General features: G+C 70.5%; 16 protein-coding genes, 1 other RNA gene and 1 riboswitch. Of the genes, 11 read left to right on the top strand and 6 right to left on the bottom strand.

The window, feature by feature from the left end; translation table 11 throughout:
- Positions 1 to 114: 114 nt before the first annotated feature.
- The 3 genes from SPF06_RS15100 (at position 115) to SPF06_RS22145 (ending at position 1,857) form a co-directional block, all read left to right on the top strand.
- Positions 115 to 972, top strand: a complete 858-nt coding sequence (locus tag SPF06_RS15100; RefSeq protein WP_323279951.1) for a DUF4097 family beta strand repeat-containing protein — start codon at positions 115 to 117, stop codon at positions 970 to 972.
- Entirely contained in the window at positions 969 to 1,673 is a 705-nt protein-coding gene (locus tag SPF06_RS15095) for a PadR family transcriptional regulator (RefSeq protein ID WP_323279950.1), read from the top strand. Before SPF06_RS15100 ends, SPF06_RS15095 begins: the two co-directional genes overlap by 4 nt.
- 109 nt (positions 1,674 to 1,782) lie before the next feature.
- Positions 1,783 to 1,857, top strand: a complete 75-nt coding sequence (locus tag SPF06_RS22145; RefSeq protein WP_136609796.1) for a 50S ribosomal protein bL37 — start codon at positions 1,783 to 1,785, stop codon at positions 1,855 to 1,857.
- Between the two features lie 98 nt (positions 1,858 to 1,955).
- On the opposite strand, the gene rsrA is transcribed toward SPF06_RS22145, so the two are convergent.
- Both rsrA and SPF06_RS15085 read right to left on the bottom strand, forming a co-directional pair.
- Positions 1,956 to 2,228, bottom strand: coding sequence for a mycothiol system anti-sigma-R factor (rsrA, locus tag SPF06_RS15090; protein WP_323279949.1), 273 nt, complete (start codon positions 2,226 to 2,228; stop codon positions 1,956 to 1,958).
- On the bottom strand, positions 2,225 to 2,944 hold the full coding sequence (locus SPF06_RS15085) for a sigma-70 family RNA polymerase sigma factor (RefSeq protein WP_323279948.1): 720 nt from the start codon (positions 2,942 to 2,944) through the stop codon (positions 2,225 to 2,227). The genes rsrA and SPF06_RS15085 overlap by 4 nt, the downstream gene beginning before the upstream one ends.
- A 200-nt stretch (positions 2,945 to 3,144) precedes the next feature.
- Here SPF06_RS15085 and SPF06_RS15080 point away from each other — a divergent pair, with 200 nt between their 5' ends.
- The 8 genes from SPF06_RS15080 (at position 3,145) to SPF06_RS15045 (ending at position 11,821) form a co-directional block, all read left to right on the top strand.
- Entirely contained in the window at positions 3,145 to 3,687 is a 543-nt protein-coding gene (locus SPF06_RS15080; protein WP_323279947.1) for a DoxX family protein, read from the top strand.
- Positions 3,684 to 5,054 (top strand): 3-phosphoshikimate 1-carboxyvinyltransferase, encoded by a 1,371-nt coding sequence (gene aroA / locus SPF06_RS15075; protein WP_323279946.1) that lies wholly within the window; start codon positions 3,684 to 3,686, stop codon positions 5,052 to 5,054. The genes SPF06_RS15080 and aroA overlap by 4 nt, the downstream gene beginning before the upstream one ends.
- Positions 5,055 to 5,058: 4 nt before the next feature.
- Positions 5,059 to 6,177 carry a ribosome small subunit-dependent GTPase A gene (gene rsgA / locus SPF06_RS15070; RefSeq protein WP_323279945.1) on the top strand — a complete coding sequence of 373 codons (1,119 nt, stop codon included), beginning with the start codon at positions 5,059 to 5,061 and terminating at the stop codon, positions 6,175 to 6,177.
- A gap of 60 nt (positions 6,178 to 6,237) precedes the next feature.
- Positions 6,238 to 7,056: a histidinol-phosphatase gene (gene hisN / locus SPF06_RS15065; RefSeq protein WP_323279944.1), complete on the top strand. Its 819-nt coding sequence runs from the start codon at positions 6,238 to 6,240 to the stop codon at positions 7,054 to 7,056.
- Positions 7,057 to 7,165: 109 nt separating this feature from the next.
- A riboswitch (SAM riboswitch) is annotated at positions 7,166 to 7,279 on the top strand.
- Between the two features lie 34 nt (positions 7,280 to 7,313).
- Positions 7,314 to 8,759 carry an aminotransferase class V-fold PLP-dependent enzyme gene (locus tag SPF06_RS15060; protein WP_323279943.1) on the top strand — a complete coding sequence of 482 codons (1,446 nt, stop codon included), beginning with the start codon at positions 7,314 to 7,316 and terminating at the stop codon, positions 8,757 to 8,759.
- A gap of 112 nt (positions 8,760 to 8,871) precedes the next feature.
- Positions 8,872 to 9,636 carry a class I SAM-dependent methyltransferase gene (locus SPF06_RS15055; protein WP_323279942.1) on the top strand — a complete coding sequence of 255 codons (765 nt, stop codon included), beginning with the start codon at positions 8,872 to 8,874 and terminating at the stop codon, positions 9,634 to 9,636.
- A gap of 131 nt (positions 9,637 to 9,767) precedes the next feature.
- Positions 9,768 to 11,039 (top strand): Nramp family divalent metal transporter, encoded by a 1,272-nt coding sequence (locus tag SPF06_RS15050; protein WP_428985773.1) that lies wholly within the window; start codon positions 9,768 to 9,770, stop codon positions 11,037 to 11,039.
- 71 nt (positions 11,040 to 11,110) lie between these two features.
- Positions 11,111 to 11,821 (top strand): metal-dependent transcriptional regulator, encoded by a 711-nt coding sequence (locus SPF06_RS15045; RefSeq protein WP_323279941.1) that lies wholly within the window; start codon positions 11,111 to 11,113, stop codon positions 11,819 to 11,821.
- 6 nt (positions 11,822 to 11,827) lie between these two features.
- Here the strand turns inward: SPF06_RS15045 and SPF06_RS15040 are convergent, their stop codons facing one another.
- The 4 genes from SPF06_RS15040 to SPF06_RS15025 all read right to left on the bottom strand — a co-directional run bounded on the left by SPF06_RS15040 (position 11,828) and on the right by SPF06_RS15025 (position 15,650).
- Entirely contained in the window at positions 11,828 to 12,220 is a 393-nt protein-coding gene (locus SPF06_RS15040; RefSeq protein WP_323279940.1) for a YrdB family protein, read from the bottom strand.
- Positions 12,221 to 12,229: 9 nt separating this feature from the next.
- Complete coding sequence (locus tag SPF06_RS15035) at positions 12,230 to 13,642, bottom strand: MFS transporter (RefSeq protein ID WP_323279939.1); 1,413 nt, start codon at positions 13,640 to 13,642, stop codon at positions 12,230 to 12,232.
- A gap of 251 nt (positions 13,643 to 13,893) precedes the next feature.
- Positions 13,894 to 14,262: a transfer-messenger RNA gene (gene ssrA / locus SPF06_RS15030) on the bottom strand.
- A gap of 95 nt (positions 14,263 to 14,357) precedes the next feature.
- Complete coding sequence (locus tag SPF06_RS15025) at positions 14,358 to 15,650, bottom strand: glycoside hydrolase family 3 N-terminal domain-containing protein (RefSeq protein ID WP_323279938.1); 1,293 nt, start codon at positions 15,648 to 15,650, stop codon at positions 14,358 to 14,360.
- Between the last annotated feature and the right edge of the window lie 13 nt (positions 15,651 to 15,663).

The raw sequence follows: 15,663 nt of genomic DNA, 5'->3' as shown, positions 1-15,663 counted from the left end.
TTGCACCTTCCAACATCGCGATATATCGTGTTCAAGAACGCGTTATATCGCGACCGCCGCTGGCCCCCCGGCCCGCGGCCGGGACCTTTGCAGGGGGATCCGCAAGGAGGGGTCATGTCCACAGAGAATTGGAACGTCACCGAGGCACAGACCATCACGGTCGACGGCGTCACGTCGCTCCGCGCCGGGATCGTCGGCGGGCGGCTCGACGTCATCGTGCACGACCGCACCGACGCGATCATCGAAATCAGCGAGGTGGTCGGCGACGCGGTCGCCGTGAGCCTCGACAACGGGCGGCTCGAAGTCCGCCATCAGGTCCAGGGCCTCGAGGGGTGGTTCAAGACCCTCATGAGCACAGTTTCCGGGTCGAGCGAGAACCACGCGGTGATCTCGATCGCCATCCCGGCGGGCGTCCCGGTCGAGCTCGGCACCGTGAGCGGGGACGGCCTCGCCTCGGGGACCGGACCTGCCACGCGGCTCAACACCGTCTCCGGCTCGGTGCTGGGCAACGGCACGCGCGGCGAGCTCCACCTCAACACCGTGAGCGGGGACGTCATCGCCCGCGCGCACGAAGGCATCCTCACCGCCAAGACCGTCTCGGGCGAAGTGACCGCCTCGGGGCGCCTCAAAGACATCAGGGCGAAGTCGGTCTCGGGCGATCTCGTCTTCGACACCGAAGGCTATTGCGAGTCGCTCGGGGCGAGCACCGTGAGCGGCGACGTCACGATCCGGCTCCCCCGCGACATCGGCGTGGACCTCTCGGCCACGACGGTGTCAGGCCGCATCGTCGTCGACGAATCCCGCTTCTCGTCCATCAAGGGCCGCCTCGAGACGATCCTCGGCCCCGACCTCAAGCTCATGGTCCTGCGCACCAACACCGTCTCGGGCAACGTCTCGGTGGTGCATGCGGCGGACGGCGCCGCGCCGGGCAGGGCGGACAGCTCACCCGAGGGAGAGCAGGCCCCGGAGTGACTCCCCCGGTCTTCGCGCACGGAGCGCTTCGGCTGTATCTCCTCGCCCTGCTCGAGGACGGCCCGCGCCACGGCTACGAGCTCATCAAGGCCCTGAGTGACCGCTTCGGCGGCACCTACGCTCCAAGCCCCGGGACCATCTACCCCCGCCTCGCGAAGCTCCAAGAGGAGGGCCTGGTCGAGGCAGAGTCGGCCGGGCGGCGCAGCATCTACCGCATCACCGAAGCAGGCCTGCACGAGCTCGACGCGCGGCGCGACGAGCTCGCCGACGTCGAGCAGGACATCTCGGCGTCGGTGCGCCGCCTCGCCGATTCGCTGCGAGACGAGCTGCGCGCAAGCATGCGCGGACTGCGCGCGGACCTAGCGGCGACGGCGGAATCGGCGCGTCAGGCGGCACGCAGCGTCCGCGTCGAGGCGCGTACGACGGCGAAGCACCCTCACGGGGCCGGCTCGCCGTCGTCGTCCTGGCAGGGACCCGAGCCGGGCGAGGAGACGCGCGAACCCTCGCCGGAGCGGTTCAGCCGCGAAAGCCAGGGGCGCCTCAAGGAAGCCGAAATGCTCGTCCAGGCGTTCCGCGACGACGTCCGCGTCGAGCTGCGCACCCACGCCGCCCGCCACCCCGTCACGGAGGTGACTCTTGAAACGCTGCGGACCGTCCTCGACCAGGCCCGGATCGCGGTCAAGAACTCGCTTCGCGGCTGAACCCGCTCTCGCGAAGACGCCGGGGGCGTTTAGGCGCACGGCGCGGCGTATGGGAGGATGGTAGGCGGCCTTCTGGGCCATCAACGTTACCGAGTCGAAGGAGGCCCCTATGAGCAAGCGTGCACGCAAGCGCCGTGACCGCAAGAAGAGCGGCGCGAACCACGGACGGCGCCCCAACGCCTGAGGCGCCTCATGAGGCGCCCGCGCGGCGTCCCCGTGGTGCGGGAAGGGCCCGGAGCCAATGGCTCCGGGCCCTTTCGCATCAGCTCATGCGCGGGCGGCTCAGACCTCCGCGGCCTCTGCCGCCCCACGGACGGCGTGGATCTTCTCGAGAATGCTCATCTTGAGGGTCGCGGGCGCCTGCTCGCTGCAGCTTCGCTTCATCGCGCTGCGGATCATGCACTCGAGGTTGTGCTCCTCGCGGCACTCGGCGCATGACTCGAGATGCGCCCGGATCTCGGCGACGTCTGCCGCGGTCAGCGCACCGTCAAGGTACTCATAGAGGCGCTCGAGCCGCGATTCATCGCAATCGCCGAGTCCCTGACAGTTGCTCATCGTTCCTTCTCCTGCTTGCTCGAGCCTGTTCGTGCGGTCGCTCCCGCACCCGAGGTGGCACCGGCAGTGCCCGGTGCGGCGGCACCTGCGAAGCCGCGCTCCGCCGCGTAGTCCGCGAGCCGGTCCCGCAGCAGCTTGCGGCCGCGGTGGAGCCGCGACATGACGGTGCCGATCGGCGTGCCCATGATCTCCGAGATCTCCTTGTAGGCGAAGCCCTCGACGTCGGCGAAGTACACCGCGAGCCGGAACTCCTCGGGGATCGACTGCAGCGCATCCTTGACGTCCGAGTCCGGGAGGTGGTCGAGGGCCTCGGCCTCAGCCGAACGCAGCCCTGTCGACGAATGCGACTCGGCGCGTGCGAGCTGCCAGTCCTCGACCGAGTCGGTGTTGGCCTGCTGCGGCTCGCGCTGCCGCTTGCGGTACAGATTGATGTACGTGTTCGTGAGGATCCGGTACAGCCAGGCCTTGAGGTTCGTGCCCGGCTTGTACTGGTGGAACGCCGCGAAGGCCTTCGCGTACGCCTCCTGGACCAGGTCCTCCGCGTCGGCTTGGTTGCGGGCCATGCGCATCGCAGCCGAATACAGCTGATCGACATACTGCATGGCGTCCCGCTCGAACCGGTCGCGGCGCTGCTCGGCGCTCTCGGCGCCGAGCTCCACGACCGGTGCGCTGTCCGCGCCGAACTCGTCAGGCTCGATGGAATCGACGGTGCTCATCGCGCTCCAGTCTACTGGCGGGGCGGGGCGCGGACGGTCGAGGACCAGCACGGGCTCTCCTCCTGATGGTGCGGGGGTCGACGAAGGTGCGAACCGCTGCGGAAGGGAAAATATTCCCAGGAAGTGGAAGACTGGACCTGCTGGGGCCCCTGTGGCCACCACGTCACCGACCAATCACTGAAACGGAAGAGGAGCGAAGCATGACGGCAGTCCGGTTCCTGGCGAGGCCACTCCTCGCGTCGTCGTTCATCGTCGCGGGCTTCGACAAGTTCAAGAACGCCGACGATACCGCCGAGCAGCTCTCCCCCGTCCTGCGGCGCGCGGCCGACGCCCTGCCGGTCCGGGTCGAGGAGAAGACGCTTGCCCGCGCCGTCGGTGCCACGCAGCTCGGGGCGGGCCTCCTCTTCGCGTTCGGGAAGGTGCCGCGCTTCTCGGCGTCGGTGCTTGCGCTCACGACGGCGCTCAACACGTTCGTCGAGTGGCGTACGGCGGACATCGGCTCGAAGGGGCTGCGGGCCGAGCGCCGCGCGAGGCTCCTCAAGAACCTCTCGCTCGTCGGCGGGGTCCTGCTCGCATCCGTCGACACCGCGGGGCGCCCGGGCCTCGCGTGGCGCGCGCAGCAGCTCGCCGCGGACGCGTCGAGGACAGCCAAGACGACGATGGCAGCCAATGCCGATGCGGCGAAGTCCGCGACAAAGGCCGTCAAGAAGGCCGGGCGCGCGATCTCGGGCGGTCACGCGTGACCCCTTCCGCCGCGCCGTGGCCAGCACCGTTTGCCCACGGCCCCGTCGACGCCACCGTCACGGTCCCCGGATCGAAGTCCCTCACCAACCGCTACCTCATCCTCGCAGCCCTCGCGGACGGCCCGAGCCGCCTGCGGGCCCCGCTCCACTCGCGTGATTCGGCGCTCATGATTGCAGCCCTCCGCGCGCTCGGCGCGACCGTCACCGAGGTGCAGGGCGACGGCGACTTCGGGCCGGATCTCGAGGTCACGCCCATCCCCTCAAGCTCGCGCGAGGCGGGCGGCCTCGGTGCCGTGGCCATCGACTGCGGCCTCGCGGGCACGGTCATGCGGTTCGTGCCGCCGATTGCGGCGCTGTGCCGCGGGGAGATCGCGTTCGACGGCGATCCGCACGCCCGGGTGCGCCCCATGGGCCCGGTCATCGATGCCCTCGAATCGCTCGGCGTCGCCCTGTCCGCCCCCGATGGCGCGCGCCCCGCGTCGCTCCCCTTCACCGTGTACGGAACCGGCGCGGTGCCCGGGGGCCACATCATCGTCGACGCAAGCGGCTCGAGCCAGTTCGTCTCGGCGCTCCTCCTCGCGGGTGCCCGGTTCGAGGAAGGCCTGCACCTCGAGCACATCGGCAAGCCCGTCCCTAGCCTCGACCACATCGCGATGACGATCGCGGTGCTCCGCGAGCTCGGCGTCGAGGTCGACGACACCGTGCCGAACCATTGGTTCGTCAAGCCGGGACCGATCCGCGCATTCGACGTCCGCATCGAGCAAGACCTCTCGAATGCGGGCCCCTTCCTCGCCGCGGCGCTCGCGACGCGCGGCACGGTGCGGATTCCGAATTGGCCCGAGCACACGACCCAAGTGGGCGACGCATGGCGCGAAATCCTGCCGAAGCTCGGCGCACGCGTGGCGCTCGACGGCGGAACCCTCACCGTCACGGGCGGCGAGCGCATCACGGGGGCGGAGATCGCGGACACGAGCGAGCTCGCCCCCACGGTCGCAGCGCTGTGCGCCCTCGCCGATTCGCCGTCGCGCCTCACGGGCATCGCCCACCTGCGCGGCCACGAGACGGACCGGCTCGCTGCCCTCGTCACGGAGATCACGCGGCTCGGCGGGGACGCCGAGGAGACCGCAGACGGCCTCGTGATCCGGCCCGCCCGCCTGCACGGCGCCGTCGTCCTGAGCTACGCAGACCACCGCATGGCGACCGCCGGCGCGATCTGGGGGCTCGCGGTCGAAGGCGTCGAGGTCGAGGACATCGCCACGACGTCCAAGACCATGCCCGAGTTCCCGCACATGTGGGCGCGCATGCTGGGCTTCGGCGAGGCCGCGGCGTCCGCCCAGACCGGCGCGCGAGCGGACGGAGCCCGGTAGGCCCATGGCCGCCCGCGAATGGGACGAGAGCGACGTCCGGATCCGCCCGAACAAGAAGGGCAGCCGGCCGCGCACTAAGGACCGCCCGAGCCACGAGGACGCCGTGACCGGCCGCGTCATCACGGTCGACCGCGGCCGCTACACCGCCGTCGTCGCCGAGGACACGCCCGAGGAGCGCATCGTCGTCGCGGCCCGCGCGCGCGAGCTGCGCCGAACCCCCGTCGTCCCGGGCGACTTCGTCGGCCTCGTCGGGGATGTGAGCGGGCGGGCGGACACCCTGGCGCGCCTCGTGCGCGTCGAGGAGCGTCAGACGGTCCTGCGGCGCAGCGCGGACGACGACGATCCCATCGAGCGGGTCGTCGTCGCCAACGCGGACCAGCTCGTGATCGTCGTCGCGGCGGCCAACCCCGAGCCGCGCACGGGCTTCATCGACCGCGCCCTCGTCGCGGCCTACGACGCGGGCATCGAGCCCCTGCTGCTCGTCACGAAGGCGGACCTGAGGGATCCGGCCCCGCTCTTGGCCACCTACGAGCTCCTGCCGCTCGCCGTCGTCGTGAGCCGCACCGCGGAGGCCGACGACGACGCGGGTGAAGCGCCCGAGGGCGCCTCGGCACCGGACGGGCAGAGCGTGCGGCTCGACGACGACGCCGTCGCCCGCCTGCGCGAGGAACTCGACGGCAAGGTGACCGTTCTGCTCGGGCACTCGGGGGTCGGCAAGTCGACCATGGTCAACGCGCTCACGGGTGCCGACCGCGCGACGGGGGGCGTCAACGCGGTGACCGGCCGCGGCCGCCACACGTCGTCGTCGGCCCTCGCCCTGCGGCTCGACGGCGCGCCCCCCGGGAGCTGGATCATCGACACGCCGGGGATCCGCTCGTTCGGCCTCGCCCATGTGGACCCCGACCGGATCCTCCACGCGTTCCCCGACCTCGAGCCCGGCACCGAAGACTGCGCGCGCGGCTGCCGGCACGACGCGACCGCCGTGGACTGCGGGCTCGACGCCTGGGTTGCCGAGGGCCACGCGGGCCCGCACGGGCCCGCACGCCTCGCATCCCTGCGACGGCTCCTCGGGGCGGGGCCGCGCGAGGAGATCGCCGACGCCAAGGAACTCGGAACGCTCTGATTCCGCCCCGATCCGCGCCGGACACCGTCCAACGTCCAACTAGACGATAGCGTTGAGCCCATGACCCTCGCTGCCGAGTCGTACACTGACGACCTCCGCCTGGCCCACGTGCTCGCGGACTCCGTCGACGCGCAGACCATGGACCGCTTCAAGGCCCTCGACCTCCGGGTCGAGACGAAGCCCGATCTGACGCCCGTCACCGACGCGGACCGTGCCGCCGAGGAAGCCATCCGGGGGCAGCTTTCACGGTCGCGCCCCCGCGACGCCGTCGTGGGCGAGGAATTCGGCACCACGGGCCACGGCTCGCGCCGTTGGATCATCGACCCGATCGACGGGACCAAGAACTTCGTCCGTGGCGTGCCCGTGTGGGCAACGCTCATCGCGCTCGTCGACGGGGACGAGGTCGTGGTGGGCGTCGTGAGCGCGCCCGCCCTCGGCCGCCGGTGGTGGGCGGCGAAGGGTGCCGGGGCGTACACGGGCCGCTCACTCGCTTCCGCAACCAAGCTCAAGGTCTCCGACGTCTCGCGGATCGAGGATGCCTCCCTCTCCTACTCGAGCCTCTCGGGCTGGCGCGAGCGCGGGAACTTCGGCGACTTCCTGAGCCTCACGGAAGACGTGTGGCGCACGCGCGCGTACGGCGACTTCTGGTCTTATTGCCTCGTGGCCGAGGGCGCCGTCGACATCGCGACCGAGCCCGAACTGCAGCTGTACGACATGGCGGCGCTCGTGCCGATCGTCACGGAGGCGGGGGGCCGCTTCACGTCCCTCGAAGGCGAGGACGGTCCCTGGGGAGGCAATGCCCTCGCGACGAACGGCATCCTCCACTCGGCTGCGCTGCACCGGCTCAACCCCGAGCTCGACGACCTTCTCGTCCCATAGGGGAACGCCACGCACGAACTCCAGACCCGCGCAAGGGGCGCACTTCACGGGATGTAACACGGGCGCGCCGGCTGGAGGCCGTGCGCGCCCTCCCGTAATCTCGTGTTCAGGTCACGAGTGCCAGCGCGAAGCCCCGGCTTGCTGGCCGGCAACCCTCCTCACGCGGCGGGGTGCCCCGGGTGACGACCAGGCCGGTCCGGAGCGGATACGGCAAGCGCGGCCCCCGCGAGGCGGGGCCCCGACCCCGAGGTGCAGTCATGAGCACGCCCGTCGTCGTCCAGTCTTCTTCCCCGTCCAACCAGGCCTCGGCCTTTGGTTCCTCTCCCCTTCTTTCCCCTGCGAATTACCCCGACTCCGTGCGCCCCTTCGCGGACGTCATCGGCGCCGAGCTCATCACGCCGCTCGCGGGCGGGGGCGAGGTCCGCTACGCCAACCTCGACTACGCCGCGTCGGCTCCGGCGCTCACCGAGGTCGCGGCGTACCTCAACGAGGTGCTCCCCTACTACGCAAGCGTCCACCGCGGCGCGGGGTACGCATCTCAGGTGAGCACGTCGCTCTACGAGAACGCGCGGGGGATCGTGCGCGAATTCGTCGGGGCCCGCCCCGACGACGAGGTCATCTTCACGCGCAACACCACGGATTCGCTGAACCTCCTGGCCAGCTCGGTTCCCGGTTCGGGCGAGGTGCTGTACCTCGACATCGAGCACCACGCGAACCTTCTCCCGTGGCAGGCGCGTCCGCACCGCAGCGTGGTTGCCGCGCGCACGCTCGCGGAGACGCTCGAGCGCGTGCGGGCCTGGCTCAAGGCGGGCGAGATCAGCCTCGTCGCCGTGACCGGCGCGTCCAACATCACGGGCGAAATCCTGCCGATCACCGAACTTGCCGCGCTGGCCCACGAACACGGTGCGCGCATCGCCGTCGACGCGGCCCAGCTCGCGCCGCACCGCCGCATCGACGTCGCGGGGGCCGGGATCGACTATCTCGCCTTCTCCGGGCACAAGCTCTACGCGCCGTTCGGGGCGGGCATCCTCGTGGGCCGCCGCGATTGGCTCGACGAGGGCCGCCCGCATCTCGCGGGAGGCGGGGCCGTGCGCGAAGTGCGGCTCGACTCGGTCGCGTGGGCCGATGGCCCCGCGCGCCACGAGGCCGGCTCGCCGAACGTGCTCGGCGCTGCGACGCTTGCGAAGGCCGCGCAGGTGATCTCCTCGCTCGACGAGTCCGCGTGGCACCGCCACGAGCAACAGCTCCGGTCGGCGCTCGTCGACGGGCTGAGCACGATCGAGGGTGTGACGGTGCACCGGCTCTTCGAGGACTCGGACCTCGGAGCAAGCACGGCGTCGCGCGGCGCCGTCGGCATCGTCAACTTCTCGATCGCGGGGCACGACGCGGGCCTCACCGCGGCCTACCTCTCCGCCGAGCACGGCGTGGGGCTCCGCGACGGCCGCTTCTGCGCCCATCCGGCCCTCCGCCGCCTCGGCCTCCCGTCGGGCTCGCTGCGGGCGAGCTTCGGCCTCGGCTCGCGGCTCGACGACGTCGAACGCCTCGTGGCTGGTGTCCGGGAACTCGTCGAACGCGGCCTGCGCCTCGACTACCGCATCGACGCCGGCCGGTGGGTTCCCGCCCAAGACGGCCGCCCGTTCCCCGTGTGGGCACCCAACACGCCCGGCACCGCTGGTGCCGCGCCCTGCGTCGCCGAGGACTGACCGATCCGCCTCGTGCGGCCAGCGCCTTCTTTTCCCGGTAGATTCGACCCTGCGAATCGGGGGAACCCGGGAACTGAGCGTGCAGGGGCATGCTGGAGAGGAAAGCAACAGCATGGCGCGGGGCGGACCGAAATTCGACGACCGACGACGGCGAGAGCTCGCCGAGGCGTTCCTCGACGGCGGAGCCCATTACGAGCAGGTGCGGCCGGGGTATCCGGACGCGGCGGTGGACTGGATCCTGCCGCCTGGGGCGAGCACCGCCGTCGACCTCGGGGCCGGGACGGGAAAGCTCACGGGCCAGCTCGTCGCGCGAGGCCTCGCGGTCACGGCCGTCGACCCGAGCCCGAGCATGCTCGCCGAGCTCACCCGCCTCCACCCGGGTGTCGCCGTCGTCATAGCCCCCGCAGAGGCGACGACTCTACCGAGTGGCTCCGCGGACCTCGTCGTGGCGGCGCAGGCCTGGCATTGGTTCGATCCCGGCGCCGCGAGCCGCGAGGCGGCTCGGCTCCTCGCGCCGGGCGGCCGAGCGGCACTCGTCTGGAACCAGCTCGACACCTCGGTCCCGTGGGTGCATCGCCTTTCCCGCATCATGCATGCCGGCGATGTCCACAAGCCTGACTACCACCCGCCCACTGGACCCGAGCTCACGGGGTGGGAGTCGGCAGTGTTCAGGTGGGAGGACCCGATCACGCCCGAGGGGATCATCGAGCTCACGAAGTCGCGCAGCTACTATCTGCGGGCTTCGGAGAAGCAGCGGGCGCGCGTCGAAGCGAACCTCGCGTGGTACCTCCACGAGCATCTCGGCCACCGGGACGGCGGGCAGCTCCTGCTGCCGTACATCACGCAGGCGTGGCGCGCGGTCGCCGCGACGCACTAGGGCCCGCGTCAGTTCCGCGCCGCCTTGCGCCCGCTGACAGTCGCACCTAATGTTTAGGTGTACCGAAACTCAATGATGAGGCAGGCAGAAACTGCCGCGACTCTTCCGAGACATCGCAAAGGCTGGGCGGCGTGAGCAGGACTATACGGGACACCGGAGAGCGGCCGGCGCGTCGCCTCCGATGGCCCTTCGCGATCGGGCTCCTCGGCCCCGCGTTCGTCGCGTCGATTGCCTACGTCGACCCCGGAAATGTCGCGGCGAACCTCACGGCAGGGTCGCGCTATGGCTACCTTCTCGTGTGGGTGCTCGTGCTTGCGAACGCGATGGCCATGCTCATCCAGTACCAATCCGCGAAGCTCGGCATCGTCACGGGCAGGACGCTGCCCGAGCTCCTCGGCGAGAAGCTCCGGCCCGTGACGCGGCGCCTCTATTGGGCGCAGGCCGAGGTCGTCGCTCTGGCGACGGATCTCGCCGAGGTGGTGGGCGGCGCGATCGCCCTCCAGCTCCTCTTCAAGGTGCCGCTCCCCCTCGGCGCCGTCATCGTCGGAGCCGTCTCCATGGGGATCCTCGCGATCCAGGACCGGCGGACCCAGCAGCGCTTCGAATTCGCCATCATCGGACTCCTCGCGATCATCACGATCGGCTTCCTCACCGGGATGTTCGTGAGCCCTCCCGCGCCTTCAGGCGTCGTCGCGGGACTCCTTCCGCATTTCGACGGGCCCGAATCCGTGCTCCTCGCCGCGTCCATGCTCGGCGCGACGGTCATGCCGCACGCGATCTACGTCCACTCGGCCCTCTCCCGCGACCGCCACCGGGGGGACCCGCACACGCATGTGCCGCCACACGCCGTCGCGCGTCTCCTGCGCGGGACGCGCTTCGACGTCGTGATCGCGCTCGGCATCGCCGGCGTCGTCAACGTCGGGATGCTCCTGCTCGCGGCCTCGACGCTCGGCGGCCGCGAAGGCACGGACTCGATAGAGGGCGCGCATGCAGCCATCGAGAGCGCGCTCGGACCGCTCGTCGGAACGGTCTTCGCGATCGGGCTGCTTGCGAGCGGGCTCGCGTCCACGGCAGTCGGCTCGTATGCGGGCGCGACCATCATGGAGGGGCTCCTGCACCGGCGGATCCCGCTCATGGTCCGCCGCCTCGTGACCCTCGTGCCCTCGGTCGCGCTCCTCGCGCTCGGCCTCGATCCCACGATGTCCCTCGTGGTGAGCCAGGTCGTGCTGAGTTTCGGGATCCCGTTCGCGCTCATCCCGCTCATCCGGCTCGCATCCGACGCGTCGCTGGTCGGCGAGTTCTCCATGCCGCGCACGGTCGTCGTCGCGGCCTGGGGGAGCGCTGCGCTCGTCGTCGCGCTCAACCTCGTCCTCGTGTGGCTCACGGCGACTGCGGGTGCATGACGACGGCGCCCCGCCCCACGACGACGCCGCGTCCCCGCGGCCCGGCGCAAGGGTGACGGTAGGCTGAGACAGTGAAAAGCCAGCCATCTTCCTCGATCGAGGACTACGTGAAGGTCATCTACTCCTTCACGGAGTGGCAGGACAAGCCCATCACGTCGTCCCAGCTCGCCGCTCGCCTCGGCGTCGCGAACTCCTCGGTGTCCGAGATGGTGCGCAAGCTCAAAGACCAGGGCCTCGTCGACCACCGCCCGTATGGCGCCGTGCGGCTCACCGCCGAGGGCGAGCGGCTCGCGCTCACGATGGTCCGGCGGCACCGGCTCCTCGAGACCTTCCTCGTCGAGGAGCTCGGCTACAGCTGGGACGAGGTCCACGACGAGGCCGAGCAGCTCGAGCACGCGGTCTCCGAGACGTTCGTCGAACGCCTCGCGGAGAAGCTCGGGCACCCTGAGCGCGATCCCCACGGCGACCCGATCCCCACACCGACGGGCCGCGTCGAGCATCCGTCGGCCTTCCCGCTCGGCGGGCTCGACCCCGGCCATGCCGGGCGCATCACGCGGATCAGCGACGACGACCCCGAGATGCTCCGCTATCTCGCGCGCGAGCACATCGGCCTCGACACGGCCGTCGAGGTGGTGCGCCGCAAGCCTTTCGGCGGGCCGCTCGTCGTGCGGATCGGGGGCGGGGGCGCCGCACACGAGTTCGACGTGCCGGATTCGATCGCCTCCGCGCTGTGGGTGCACAGCGACGCGCCCCACGAGGGCTGCACCATCGAAAGCGCGTGACGCGCCTCAGTCCTTCCGCCTGAGCCAGAACGAGGCGATCAGGTTTGCGAACGCGACCGCGATAAGCGCCGCGCCGGGCACCGGCTGACGCACGACGACGACGGCGAGGCCCGCGGTCGCGAACATCCCGAACGAAGCGAGCGGAAGCCACGGCCAAGGGATGCGGCGGGACGCGCGCGGCGCGAAGAAGAAGGCCCACAGAACGACGACGGCGAGCGGCAGGCCGATGCCGAACACGACGTTCGCGGGTGGCGTGCCACGGAAGCCCGCATAGGCCCAGGCGGCGAGCATCGCGATCTCGAGAAGAAACGCGACCAGCCCCTGGACTGCCGCGAGAACGGGCCGCGCGGCAGGCGGCCGCGGCCTGCGGGCGCGCTCGGTGTCCATTCGCTCGGGCATGAGGCGAGCTTAGTCGTGCTCTTCGGTTCCGCCTACGACGGCCGAGCCGGCCCCTGAGGAGGATGGCCTGGCGGCAGCCTTCGGATTGCGGATCCACGCAGCCGACGTCGCCGCGCTCGCGGCGAGCAGCCCCGCCGAGGCGAGCATGCCACGGCGGAGGCCGGCCTCGTCGAGCACGCCGCCCATGATCCCGCCGGCAGCCGCGATGCACACGAGAGAGGCGACACGGGCAACGGCGTTGTTGACCGCCGACGCGATGCCGGCCGCCGTGATGGGCGCTGCGTTGAGGACGGCCGCCGTGAGCGGCGCCACCATGATGGACAGTCCGATGCCGAACAGGACGACGGGTGCAAGGATGTCCCGCCAGTAGTCGAGGGGCGGCGTCTCGAGCGCGATCCAGGCAAAGGCCACGGCCCCCAGCGCAGGGCCGAGCGCCATCGGCAGGCGCGGCCCGATGCGTGCCCCGATCCGAGCGGCTGTCGAGGAGAGGAAAAGCAGGGACAGGGTGGCCGGAAGGAGCCCTAGGCCCGCCTCGAACGCCGTGAGCCGCATGCGCTGCTGGAGGTACAGACCGAGGATGAAGAACCCGACACCGAGCGCTCCGTACGCCCACCACGTTGCAAGGTTGCCTGCCGCAAAGTTCCGCTCGCGGAAGAGGGCGAGCGGAAGCATGGGCGTGGCCGCAACGCGCTGCCGCACCGCGAACGCTATCCCCGCGACGACTCCCGCCGAGAGGCACACGATGACGAGCGGGTCTCCCCATCCGCGGGCACCCTGCTCGATGAGCCCCAGCACAATGCCTCCAAGGGCGACGACGGCGAGGGACGCGCCGAGCGCATCGAGCCTCCCCGAGGGCGCGGGGGTGGGGACGGCCTTCTTGAGCTGGACAAGCGGCCGCCACATGAGTATGGCGGGAACGACGTTGACGAGGAACACGAGCCGCCAGGTCGCGAGGTCCACGGCAGCGCCCCCGACGAATGGCGCGGCAACCGCCGCGGCCGAGGTCCAGGCGGTCCACAGGCCGATCATGCGGGCGCGGACAGGGCCCCCCGAGGACGCCGTGATGAGCGCGAGTGCGCTCGGTGTCACAACCGCGGCGGCGGTTCCCTGGAGCAGCCGGGCGACCACCAGGATCCAGTCGCTCCATGCGAAGCCGCAGACGAGGGACGTCGCGGTGAACGCGATCACGCCGATGCCGAGCACGCGCGCCCGGCCGTAGCGGTCGGCGACCGATCCCGCCGCGAGGATGAACGCCCCAAGCGTCAGCAGGTAGCCGTCCACAACCCACTGCTGGAAGGCGAGTCCGCCCCCGAGCTCGCGCATCATCGCGGGCAGGGCAAGGTTGACGGCGCTCGCGTCGAGGATCACGAGACAGCTCGAGCACACGGCCACGAAGAGCACACGGCGTTGGAGAGACGTCATCACCGGGTTCTCGGGTGGTCCCGCGGGTTGGGTCACACGCCCATCCTGCTCCACGGAGCTCGCGAGGTCGAGGCGGCACCTCGTGGCCCGTGGCCCCACTCGGAAGGAACCGGCGACAGCAGTCCCCTCCTCGCGCACAAGTCCCCCACCGGAGAACTTAGGGGCGAGGAGAGAACTGCGATTCGCGACAACGGGACTTTCGGACGCCGTCGGAAAAACAGAACGCCCCCGGTCCGAAGACCGGGGGCGAAAAGTGGAGATGGGGGGAATTGAACCCCCGTCCGATGCGGCTTTGTCAGGGCTTCTCCGGGCGCAGTATGCGTCGGGATTTCTCGGCCCCAGCCATCATGCACACAAGTGGCTGACCCGGGCCCAGTCATCTAAGAGTCCCAGCAGCCCCAATGACGAGGGCTACCAGCAGTGGCTATCTAAACGACGCCAGGATCCGGGACGATAGCATTCCCGGGCTGACGGACTCGTTCGCTACTTAGGCAGCGAGAGCGAAGTCAGTGCGCTTAGAGTTGGCACTTATTGTTTTGCAGAGAGCGTTGACGAGATGACTCTGCATCCTCGGCCCGCTTCACCTGTCTCAACCAACACCGTCGAAACCGATCATCCCCTATTCGGTTGTCAACCGACCGGCGTGCCTCGCGGCTCACCGGAACATCCAGTATAGCGCCCCCGAGAGGCGGTTCATTCCCGCCCCGACCGCGGATCAATGCGGAAGCAGCCCCGCGTCCGCCTTGGCTTCAACCACGGCGAGCGCGGCGCCGTCGACCGTCCGCGCGAAGGCCGGATCGGACTGTGCCCGGTCGACGATCCCCTGCCACACGCGGGGTGCGAGGGCCTGATCCGTGCAGAGCACCATAGTGCCGCCGGCGGCGAGGAAGTTGCTTCCGCGGTGCTCGGGGAGGAATCCGGAGAGCTGGGCCGCGTCGCAGACGTCGTCCGAGACGACGATGCCACGGAAGCCGAGATCGCCACGGATCATTCCCTGGATGACAACCGGCGAGAACACGGCGTTGTTGCCGGGGTCGATGGCCGGGTAGAGCGCATTCGAGACCATGAGCCACCGCACCCCCGCCTTCACGGCCCCTGCGAACGGCGCAAGGTACGGGTCGGATCGGGTCATGGCGGGGTCGGAGACGTCCCTGCTCGTGTCCGTGTTCGCCGTGACCCGCCCTAGTCCAGGGAAGTGCTTGGGGGTAGCCTCGACGCCCGAATCGGCCATCCCCTGGGCGAACGCGATGCCGTGCGCCGCGACGTCGTCTGGCGTGAAGCCGTACTCGCGCTCGTAGTGCCCGATCGGGATGTTGCTCGGCGCAAATTCCGCGGACGGAACCGTGTCCAGGACGGGCGCAAAATTCACGTTGACGCCCACGGACGCGAGTTCCCTCCCCCACTGCCCCGCAGCGCTCCGGAGCGAGGAAGGGTCCATGGATCCTTGGCCCAGCGCCGACGGCAGCGACGAGAATCCCGGGCCACGGAGGATCTGGACCTGTCCGCCTTCTTGATCGGTCGCCACGAACTGGCCGACACCGAGTGTCGCATCCGCCGTTGCCTCGGCGCGCAGCTGCCCGACCACGCCCGCCACGGCAGCCGCCCCCGCCGTCGTCCGCCCTTTGAGGAAGACGTTGCCGACGTGCAGCCGGCGGAGCGCGTCAAGGGTCGCCGAATCCGGTCCGGTCACGGGCGAACTCACCATCATGATCTGGCCGACGCGCTGCTCGATGCTCATCGAGGCAAGGATCCGCTGGGCCTGGCTTTGCGCCGCGGCGCCTGGGCTGGATGGCGGGGCGGACGACGGCGGGGCAGGCGCCGCCGTCGTCGGACTGGCTGTCCCGGGCGCCGTGGTGGGAGATGGTGTCGCGGATGCGGACGACGACGGCGGGGCGCCGGGAGTGCCGATCAGCCGGGGAACGATGCCGATGACGACGACCACCGCGGCGAGCATAGCTGCCGCGCCGACCGCCAGGACGATCCTCGCCCGCGTACTCCCGAATGCCACGACCCTCCCTCAC

Source organism: Sinomonas terricola (assembly GCF_034931225.1).
In the GTDB taxonomy this organism is placed as follows: Bacteria; Actinomycetota; Actinomycetes; order Actinomycetales; family Micrococcaceae; genus Sinomonas; species Sinomonas terricola.
The sequence above is the reverse complement of the archived record's forward strand: the minus strand, read 5'-3'. Positions and strand labels throughout refer to the sequence as shown.